Origin of the sequence: Myroides pelagicus (assembly GCF_009711055.1) — a bacterium.
Classification (GTDB): domain Bacteria; phylum Bacteroidota; class Bacteroidia; order Flavobacteriales; family Flavobacteriaceae; genus Flavobacterium; species Flavobacterium pelagicum.
Genome location: NZ_WMJY01000058.1, coordinates 1 through 9260, shown reverse-complemented (window position 1 = coordinate 9260; position 9260 = coordinate 1). Strand labels below are relative to the sequence as shown.

General features: G+C 37.6%; 7 protein-coding genes. 4 read left to right on the top strand and 3 right to left on the bottom strand.

The window, feature by feature from the left end:
- Positions 1-92: 92 nt before the first annotated feature.
- Positions 93-1334 carry an ornithine--oxo-acid transaminase gene (gene rocD / locus GJV77_RS14210; protein WP_155036992.1) on the bottom strand — a complete coding sequence of 414 codons (1242 nt, stop codon included), beginning with the start codon at positions 1332-1334 and terminating at the stop codon, positions 93-95.
- A gap of 694 nt (positions 1335-2028) precedes the next feature.
- On the opposite strand from rocD, the gene rlmD reads away from it, so the two are divergent.
- Positions 2029-3441 (top strand): 23S rRNA (uracil(1939)-C(5))-methyltransferase RlmD, encoded by a 1413-nt coding sequence (gene rlmD, locus GJV77_RS14205; RefSeq protein WP_155036991.1) that lies wholly within the window; start codon positions 2029-2031, stop codon positions 3439-3441.
- 134 nt (positions 3442-3575) lie between these two features.
- Positions 3576-5816, top strand: a complete 2241-nt coding sequence (locus tag GJV77_RS14200; RefSeq protein ID WP_155036990.1) for a TonB-dependent receptor — start codon at positions 3576-3578, stop codon at positions 5814-5816.
- 79 nt (positions 5817-5895) lie between these two features.
- On the opposite strand, the gene GJV77_RS14195 is transcribed toward GJV77_RS14200, so the two are convergent.
- Positions 5896-7032, bottom strand: a complete 1137-nt coding sequence (locus tag GJV77_RS14195; protein ID WP_155036989.1) for an aspartyl protease family protein — start codon at positions 7030-7032, stop codon at positions 5896-5898.
- A gap of 219 nt (positions 7033-7251) precedes the next feature.
- Here GJV77_RS14195 and GJV77_RS14190 point away from each other — a divergent pair, with 219 nt between their 5' ends.
- Both GJV77_RS14190 and GJV77_RS14185 read left to right on the top strand, forming a co-directional pair.
- Positions 7252-7770, top strand: a complete 519-nt coding sequence (locus tag GJV77_RS14190; RefSeq protein WP_155036988.1) for a DUF6452 family protein — start codon at positions 7252-7254, stop codon at positions 7768-7770.
- Complete coding sequence (locus tag GJV77_RS14185; RefSeq protein WP_155036987.1) at positions 7736-8626, top strand: DUF6048 family protein; 891 nt, start codon at positions 7736-7738, stop codon at positions 8624-8626. The genes GJV77_RS14190 and GJV77_RS14185 overlap by 35 nt, the downstream gene beginning before the upstream one ends.
- 41 nt (positions 8627-8667) lie before the next feature.
- On the opposite strand, the gene GJV77_RS14180 is transcribed toward GJV77_RS14185, so the two are convergent.
- On the bottom strand, positions 8668-9213 hold the full coding sequence (locus GJV77_RS14180) for a putative glycolipid-binding domain-containing protein (RefSeq protein ID WP_155036986.1): 546 nt from the start codon (positions 9211-9213) through the stop codon (positions 8668-8670).
- Positions 9214-9260: the final 47 nt, after the last annotated feature.

Genomic DNA, 9260 nt, shown 5'->3' with positions numbered 1-9260 from the left:
CACCCTATAGTTATTGCCCATGCTGGGCACACTAAAAGAAAAGCTCATGCCTATACAGACATGAGCTTTCAAAAATTAACTATGAAAAATGTTTATCTTTCGAACTCTTTTAATGTTTCAGTGATAATACGCACACAGTCTAACAACTGCTCTTCATTCATCACTAATGGCGGTGCAAAACGAATAATATTACCATGAGTTGGTTTGGCTAACAATCCGTTGTCTCTCAATTTTAAACAGATATTCCATGCCGTATCGCTTTCTTCTGTATCGTTGATGATAATTGCATTAAGCAATCCTTTTCCACGAACTAACGTACATATATTACTATTGGCAATGTATTTGTTTAATTCAGCTCTGAATAATTGACCTAATTTCTCAGCATTATCTGCCAATTTTTCGTCCAAAACCACATCAAGTGCAGCCATAGCTACAGCAGCAGCTGTTGGGTTACCTCCGAAAGTAGATCCGTGCTGTCCTGGTTTGATTACATTCATCACCTCGTCATTTGCTAATACCGCAGAGATTGGATACGCTCCTCCAGAGAGTGCTTTTCCCAACACTAAGATATCAGCTTTGATATTCTCGTGGTCGATCGCTAGCATTTTTCCAGTACGTGCAATACCTGTTTGTACCTCATCTGCGATAAATAATGCATTGTTTTGCTTACATAGTTCCTTAGCAGCAGTCAAGTATCCAGCATCTGGTACATATACACCAGCTTCTCCTTGGATAGGCTCTACTAAAAATCCTGCGATATTTCCTTTATTTGCTTCCATAGCCGCTTTTAAAGCGTCTATATCGTTATAAGCTACACGGATAAATCCGTCTGTATATGGTCCGTAGTTTTTACGAGCATCTGGATCATTTGAGAAAGAGATAATCGTCGTTGTTCTTCCGTGGAAGTTATTCTCACATACGATGATTTTAGCTTGATTCTCAGCGATACCCTTTACCTCATAAGCCCATTTTCTACATAATTTTAGCGCTGTTTCTACTGCCTCTGCCCCTGAGTTCATCGGCAATACTTTATCAAAACCAAAAAGTTTAGTAATTTTCTCTTCGTAAATACCTAATTTATCGTTGTAAAACGCTCTTGAAGTCAAGGCTAATGTAGCTGCTTGATCGGCAATTGCTTTAACAATAACTGGGTGACAGTGTCCTTGGTTTACCGCTGAATAGGCAGACAAGAAATCATAGTATTTTTTTCCTTCTACGTCCCATACATATACTCCCTCTCCTTTTGCTAATACTACTGGTAGCGGGTGGTAATTGTGTGCTCCATATTTGTTTTCTAACTCGATCGCTTGAGCTGATGTAACTGTTTGTGACATTATTTACTTGTTTTATTGTTTCTAATGTATTTAATCTGTTTGCAAGATAACTATTTTTATGTAATTTCCCTTTGCATTATCGACCAAACTTTAAGGTTATTTACTGATCTGTTTCCTCCCTAAAGGCTAACTATCCTCTGACCCTAACAGTTACGTTTTTTCTCCCTTATAGCGTTACTCCATTACTTAGTAAGTCCCTCGCTAAACCTCTGAAGTATCAAAGCTTTACGCCTTGTCAATTTTTAGGAATATCCGATAGTTTTTTTTATTCACTATATTACTCCTCATGTACTATCTTTTAATTTCCACATGACAATACCCTTTTTTGTTGCCCACGCGTGCCGATTCCTTGGGAATGCGTGCACAATACTTGAGGTATAGTAGCCCAGAAGGCTCTTCTTGGCAACAAAAGTGCAAGAAAACTGCACGTATACCTCAAGCATCTCCCCAAATGATCTATACCTATCAAAGTGGACTGCTAAATACTCGTCTCTTTTTGACCTCTTTTTCATTTCATAGATGGACTTTAGGGTTAATAATTTCCATTTTTTGACTCAAAATAAATTAGAGTCATTACAAATAACCCAATAAACCACCTATCTCATTAATAACCAACTATATACAAGACTACAATTATACACTCAATTACCTTAAAAATACAACTTTCAATTAATTTTTAACCTATTTTTGCGCCATGGCAAGAAAAAAAACAGAAAGAATCGTATTCGAAAACGTAGAAGTCCTTGATGCAGGTGCAAAAGGCGTTTCGGTAGCTAAAGCTCCAGATGGGAAAGTAATCTTTATTCCTAATGTAGTTCCGGGAGATGTGGTAGATGTTCAGACCTTCAAAAAGCGTAAAGCATACTATGAAGGGCGTGCAACGACAATCCACAAACTTTCTGAACATAGAATAGAGCCCGTATGTCAACACTTTGGAGCTTGTGGTGGTTGTAAATGGCAAAACATGAAATATAGCCAACAACTTTTCTACAAAAATCAAGAAGTATTCAACAACCTAAAACGCATTGGTAAAATTGAATTACCTGAATTTGAGCCTATTTTAGGTTCGGAAGAGACGTTGTTTTACCGCAACAAGATGGAATTTTCATTTTCGAATGCACGCTGGTTAACTCCTGAAGAAATCAGCAGTGGAGAAGAAATGGGCAAAGAAAATGCCCTAGGATTTCACATTCCAAAAATGTGGGACAAAATCTTAGATATTAAGAAGTGTCACTTACAACAAGACCCTTCTAATGAGATAAGAAATGAAATCAGACGTTTCGCAAACGAAAATAAACTGAGCTTCTTCAATCCTAGAGAACATGAAGGGCTATTGCGTACATTAATGATTCGAACAGCTTCTACTGGTGAAATCATGGTGATGATTCAGTTCTTCTATGACAACAAAGAAGAACGCGAATTACTATTAGACTTCTTAGCAGAGCGCTTCCCAATGATTACTTCTCTTCAATATGTAATCAATGGCAAAGCAAATGATACCATCTATGATCAAGACGTAGTCTTATACAAGGGCCGCGACTATATCTTAGAAGAAATGGAAGGACTGAAATTTAGTATTAACGCTAAATCATTCTATCAGACCAACTCAGCACAAGCATACGAGTTATACAAAATAACTAGAGAATATGCTGGATTGACTGGAAATGAATTGATATATGACCTTTATACAGGTACTGGAACGATTGCTCAATTCGTTTCTAAACAGGCAAAGAAAGTAATTGGTGTAGAGGCTGTACCTGAAGCTATTGAAGATGCTAAAATCAATGCACAACGCAACAATATCACTAACTGTGATTTCTTCGTAGGAGATATGAAAAATGTCTTTAACGATGAGTTCATTGCTACACATGGGCAACCAGATGTCATCATCACTGACCCTCCTCGCGATGGAATGCACAAAGACGTAGTAGATATGATCCTTAAAATCGCACCAAAACGCGTAGTATATGTAAGCTGTAACTCAGCAACACAAGCAAGAGACTTAGCCCTAATGGATGTAAAATACAAAGTAATCAAAGTACGTCCAGTGGATATGTTCCCTCAGACTCATCACGTTGAAAACGTCGTTTTATTAGAATTAAAATAATGCGCTTTCAAGCTTAATCATATCAAGCATGCTCAATTAGAGCATGCTTTTTTTTGTACTAATCCTTATTATTAAATTAGAACAAATCTTAATAAGAATAGTTTTTATGTTATATTTGCCAAAATTTTTAATCCATGAAAACAAATAAAACACTCGTATTAGGATTATTTTTATCGTTAAACGCATTCGCCCAACAGAGCAATACAGTGCAGCTAGCCCCTGCATTAGATACCATTGACACCCCCCTAGAGGACATTGTCATCATCGCTCAGCGCAAACCTACCAAAATATCAGATATACCCGGAACCGTATGGGTAATCCCAGAAAAACAAATTCAGCAACAAGCTAAAAACGGTGTTCCCTTAAAAGAACTACTAGCTATCGTCGTACCAGGACTTGATATTGGAAACCAAGGTCGCTCAAACTATGGACAGAATATTCGCGGTCGTTCTATGCTTGTGATGATCGATGGAGTATCGATGAATAGTTTACGTGGGATTAGTCGTCAATTAGATGCCATAGACCCGTTCAATATTCAACGTGTAGAAGTACTTTCAGGAGCAAGCTCTATCTATGGAGGAAATGCTACAGGAGGGATCATTAATATCGTCACCAAACGCGCAAAGAACTACGGATGGAGTGGAGAGTCAGAACTATCAACTCGCAGTGGACTATCTGGAAGTCGAGATAGAGACCTAAAAATAGCCCAATCCCTAAGCTACAAAAGCGATAAATTTGCCTCGAGAATTTCGGCTGCCTTTCAAGACAACGGAGCCGCCTATGATGCAAACAAAGATCAAGTCATGGCGGATATTTCTCAAACTGACTTACAATACAATCGTACCTTAGACTTAATCGGTAATGCTTCTTATGCCTTCAATGACAATCACAAGATTAGCGCACTAGTACAATATTATAGTTCTAGTTTTCAAGGTGATCGCAGTGCTTACCTAGGTGAAAACTTAGGAGCCTTTACTGCAAAGGACAAAAGCCAGATCAGTATGAGAGATGGGTTTGAAACTGATCAGAAGCCTCGTACAGACCGATTTATGACTACCCTTAGCTATAACGGGAACAATATACTAGGTGGGCAAGATATCTATGTACAGCTCGCTCATCGTACAGAAAAACTAGGCTTTCACCCATTTCCTGGGAATGTAACACTACCTCAAGGAAAGCTAACCTATATGTCTGCTTCACAGCAAAACACAAATTATACTGGTTTAAAGACGGTATTATCCAAGAATTTTGACTTTTTAAAGCTAACTTATGGTATTGATTTAGACTTTGAAAAATTCAACGGAGTACAAAATGTCTTTGACCATGAGACCTCACTAGCCTCTGGTGGATTGGTAAACAAAACAGCTTTTACCATCGACCGCTACCCTACAAATAAGACTTTTACCTTCGCTGGATATTTGCAAGCAGAATACGATATCACTGCTCAACTGCAACTATCGGCTGGTATTCGCTATCAAAAATCAGCCATTGAGATTGATGACATTGTCGGTTCGGTACAAAGTACGCAAATACACATGGGCTATGGAAAAACAGCAGATGTCATACCTGGTGGAAAAAGTCATTATGACACTACCACAGCCAATGCTGGGATACTCTACAAAATTAGTACAGATCAACAGCTTTGGGGTACATTCTCTCAAGGAGTAAACTTGGCTGATCCAGCAAAATACTACGGTTATGGAAGCTATGCACTCAATGAGCAAACCCAAAACTGGGACCTACAAAGTAGCTTGAATGTAAACGACCACCCATTAACTGGATTAAAGACAAACCAATTCGAATTGGGATATCGCTTTAAAACAAACAATGGCTTCAAAGGGCAAATCTCAGGTTTTATCAGTAATTCAAACAAAACTTTAAAGATCGACCGAAAAAATTACCAAGTACTAGTATTAGATCAACGCTTGAGAAATATGGGGATCGAGGCAGAAGTATCTTATACAAAAAACAATTTCTACCTCGGAGCCAATACCATGATTCTACGTTCGGAAGTTAGAAATAACGGTACATGGGAAAAACAAGAGATCACCAGTGCTAGCCCGTCAAAAGTAGTAGGATATGTAGGATATACATTGAAAGACTTCAACTTCCGCCTTCAATCTACCCAAAGTATCAAACTGACCGATCAGGATAGTCAAACCCTCAAAGCCTATAATGTAGCAGACTTAATGATCGGATACAAACTACCTGTCGGACACCTTAGCCTAGGGGTACAAAACCTGCTAAATACTGACTACCAAACGATCTGGAGTAAACGTGCCGAAACACTATACGCTGGGTATGGTCTTCCTGAACTATTTCAATACAATGGTAGAGGACGCACCTTTACCCTAAGTTATACTTACGAATTTTAAGCAACTTTAATATCCAAAAACGCCTGTTATTGTTCAGTTGACAATACAGGCGTTTTTTTATGCTCAATAAGCTTCACTGCTATTTTCCATTGGGGCTAATAGTCAATTGCTTTTCATCTCTACTAACCGTTAATACGGGAGGAGTTGACTTAGCTTGAATATACTTTCGATAGTTGCACAGCTTATCCATCGGTATGCCATCAAGTGCTAGCACAATATCTCCAAGCCGAACTTGTCTATTCTTCTCTCCTATGGCCGCTATTCTGTATTGTCCTTCCACATAAGCAATGCCATAACCCACTTTTTCGAGTGTAGAGATTACCGTACTCTGCTTTACTTTTTTCATAAACAGTGTTGCTTTATCCGGAAAATACACCAAATGGTATTGCTTGATGAACTCTACACCTATTTGATTAGCATTCTCCCCTAGAGAGAAGGTTATCTCTTGATTGTCAAAATACTGCTTACCTACTTTAATAGTATTACCACTAGAGACTAAAGTATAATTCAAAGACTCATTTAGACCAAAGGCACTAACACTCCCTGTAGTGAGGTATTTATGTGTTTGGGCTGGCTCTAAAGTTTGAAGCACTTGCGGATCTACACTCATACTCAGATAACTATTATCTCCTGTATCCAATAAGAAATAGCGTTCCAGCTCATTAACCTTCATGGGGATAACCATGCGAGGAGTATAACTCCTATTGCTATTTTTAACCTCTGTAAACCCTCCTGCTAATAGCCGATCAACAAGCTCTGGGTTGAAATCTTGTAAAATAATCTCTTGTTTGACTGGATCTATCTCTAAGATCTTATCCTGATAAATCACATTACCCAGAATGCCTGCGATATTATAACAATCAAAAATAGGGTCTGACAACATGGGAAACTTCTCTAAATCCGTAAAGGGAATATCCCGAAAGGTATAACTGCCCACCTTCATACTATCCACGTGAATAAGCTCTACCTGCTGAGCTATATTATTGGCATCTACCACATCAATAGCACCAGCCTTATGGAATCGATCCAATAAACTCCCTCGAATCGCCAATCCGTCCCAACCCGTGTCAAACAAAAAAGTCATGGGGGTATTATTAACTTTTAAGTCAACAAGCATCCATCCCCCCTTATCGTTATAAGGCAGGCGAATAGTCTGAGCCGTTACTGACAGCCCAATAAACAAAAGTAGAAATAGGTAAGCTCCTTTCAATGTCATTTGTAAGTGTATTAATATAGGATAAAACGCAATCTAAAACATTAAATTACACTTTTTGTCTTAGTTTTTACACTTTTTTATCCAGCAGTGCCCTTATTTAATACCAAGACTATTGAATATCCTAGAAATAAGCTTTCCGATAAGCTATTGCTTTTTATTGATACAAATAACTTTGTTTTTCTTATTTTTGACCAGGTAAATAGAATACGATCAATCGCTATGAAAAAAATAATATACGCCAGCATTGCCTTGTTACTAGGAACAGTCACTTTTGTTTCTTGTGAAAAAGACGATATCTGCGCTGAAACAGAACCAACAACACCCAGTTTCTTAATTGAGTTTTTCGATTATGAAGACCAAGAAAGACCAAGAAGTGAAACGATAGAAGCCTATGCTTTAGGCTATGAACAGCAAAAAATAACTTCAATAGGAAATAAGCTGTCTCTTCCATTGCGATTAGATCAACAAGAAACCAGCTGGGTACTTACTAGAACCGTTCGTGAGCAAGAGCAAACCATAGCCATTAAAGACACGCTTACCTATGCCTATAAAATAAACAGCACTTATCTAAATAAAGCTTGTGGGTATGTCTCTACGTTCTCTTTAAATCAAGATGGTAGCTCTCCACTATTAAATGGAAAGCGCAATAATAAACAAGGGAATTGGATAAAACTATATATAACAGAAACAAACGAAATAATCAATGAAGATCAAGCACATTTTACAATCTACTATTAAGGGGGTTATTCTCCTTGGTGCTTTATCACTATATGCACAAGAAAATAACGACCCAAAAGAGAAACAAACAACTCAAAAAACTGAGACGAATGTAGAAGCAACTAAAGCTTCGACTACACAAAAAGCACCAGATACTTATCCACAACGCTTTGGATTACGCGTGGGAGTTGACCTATTCAAATTAACACGTGGAATGTATGACAAGACATATCAAGGCTTTGAAATTGTCGGAGACTATCGAATCAATAAAAACTGGTGGGCAGCAGCGGAATTGGGAACTGATAAAATGGAGCGAAATAACCAAACCTATGGATTTACCACTAAGGGGAATTATATTCGTATTGGGGGAAACTATAACGTATATGATAACTGGTTAGATGAAGAAAACGCTATTTACGTTGGTTTTAGATATGGATTTAGCACCTTCTCTCAAAACTTAGATTGGTATAAGGTATATACAACAGACCCTTATTTCCCTAGTCCAATCCAACGACCAAATGCTAAATACAACGGACTATCGGCACACTGGGTAGAGTTCGTCACAGGTGTGCAAGCCAAACTAATCAATAATGTATTTATGGGCTTTAGTTTGCGTTTAAATGGGTTAATCGCTCAAAAACAACCAGATGGTTTTGAAAACCTATATATCCCTGGATTTAACAAAAAACACAGTGGAGCTATTGGAGTTGGGTTTAATTACTCGATAACTTACTTCATTCCGCTGTATAAATCGAAAAAACACAAAAACACAAGTGCCCCTGAAAACAATACGAAGTACGACTTAGAAGGAAACAAAATAAACCAATCTGAAGACCTTCGAATTATAGAGAAAAACAAAAAACAATTGAATAAATAACAAAAAAAACATCTACTACAGTAGATGTTTTTTTGTTAATGTTATATTGAAGTAAACAGTCCTGGGTAATTCTTTACTAGTCCCGTATCATCTACTTCTATCACAGCTTCATATTCTGTTCCAAGGTTCTTGTAATAGTAGCTATTAGTCGATAGTCTTTTATACTCTTGCAACATTGGAGATATACGATCATCTATCGGATTAATATACATCACTGTCTGAACAAGTGACTCTCCTACTGCTAGATTCAAGCGATTGATCGCAATCGTATTGGTGAATGGCGTCACCGCTATATCAATATCGATGCACTCATTATATTCTAAATGCTCTACCTCATCAATTTGCCAAACTCCATTAATCTTATGCGCCATGGTAAAACTATTGCGATGACCAATATGAGTATTCAATGAAAAGAAACGCGTTTGCCATTGTTCATCTACTACTATTTGATATTCTACACCGTAAACTTGATTGTTTTTATTACCAACGAGCTCCCCTTTAATGTGAAAACTGTTCTCCTTGGAAATAATGCTACAGCGTTCGATAGACAAATTACTCTCCCCTATCCAAGTTATGTTTTTATCCATACTTTTTAATGCGTGAATTCAAGTTATAAATGCAACATTAGTCATTT